At 49.6% G+C, this 1146-nt stretch carries 2 protein-coding genes; both read right to left on the reverse strand.

Annotated features, from left to right (window positions below):
* Nucleotides 1-410, reverse strand: a 410-nt coding sequence (locus F566_RS0100010; protein WP_020404946.1) for a recombinase family protein, incomplete at its 3' end; no start/stop codon positions are given.
* Nucleotides 411-422: 12 nt separating this feature from the next.
* Nucleotides 423-1146 (reverse strand): thiamine pyrophosphate-dependent enzyme (locus F566_RS0100015; protein WP_020404947.1); only part of this gene is annotated, 724 nt, incomplete at its 5' end.

Here is a 1146-nt window from a genome sequence, read left to right on the forward strand (position 1 = left end):
CCTTTTTTGCCACGGGCGCGAGCCGCTTCCAATCCGGCATTGGTTCGTTCCCGGATTAGATCACGCTCAAATTCAGCCAGGGCACTGAAAATATGAAACACCAGTTTGCCACCACTGGTTTGCGTGTCGATGGCTTCCTGGAGACTGCGAAAACCAATACCCTTTTCTTTGAGGGCGTTAATGGACTCAATAAGATGCTGAATGGATCGGCCCAAGCGATCCAATTTCCAGACCACCAAAGCATCACCTTCCCGCAGAACTAATTCAGCGTCTTTCAGCCCCGGTCGTGCTGTCTTGGCACCACTGGCAATATCCGTGAAAATTTTGTCGCAGCCTGCTTCTTTCAGCGCTTTGATTTGCAGATCCAGACTTTGAGAAGGAGTTGAGACTCGCGCATAGCCAACTAACACACCGTTACTCCATCAACCGATGGGCTTGGAAAAGTCATAGACCTTGAGTTTCCGTGCCGCATCGGCAACAACGCTGCATTCGAACGTTTGAACGTATTGTCTCGCTTCGGTGAGCTTACGGGCTTTTTTCAACTCAGCATATTGAGCCTGACAGGTATTAAACGCGGACTTCAGTGCATCGCGGTTTGTCAAATAGTAGTCGATCTGATCTTGTCGCTGCTTCTTGACCGCTTCGCGTGACAGGTCGCAGTTCACCTCATTGTAATTAATCCCCTTGCATTGTTCCTGGTTGTACTCGGACAACTTCTCCCCTTCGTACTTTTTGATCAGTACATCGAGTTCCGCCGTAACTTTGGCTTCCTTGATTTCATCAAACGCTTTGCACTTGGCAGGACGTTGCCCAAATGACAGCAGGCCGCATTCCTTGCGGATCGCGTAAAAATCCGCTATCGGCATCTCGGTCAGCTCTTTGGTGTATTTTTCCACTTCCTCTTCATACTGCGCCTGCTCAAGCTCACGCTGCTTTAAGCGTTCTTCGGCACGCTTTTTCTGCTCCAGCTTGGAAAGCTCGCGTTGGTACTCGGTATGCGCCTGTTTTGCTGCCTTACATTCCAGGTCTTCCGACAGAACCTTTAATTGATCCTTGTCCTTGGCAGAGAACGCTTCTTTCAAGGCAGCTTCGCATTCCTTGACTTTGCTTTCCGCTTTATCCAGGTTGGATTGATAATACGGCAGG

Source organism: Hahella ganghwensis DSM 17046, from assembly GCF_000376785.1.
Classification (GTDB): Bacteria; Pseudomonadota; Gammaproteobacteria; order Pseudomonadales; family Oleiphilaceae; genus Hahella; species Hahella ganghwensis.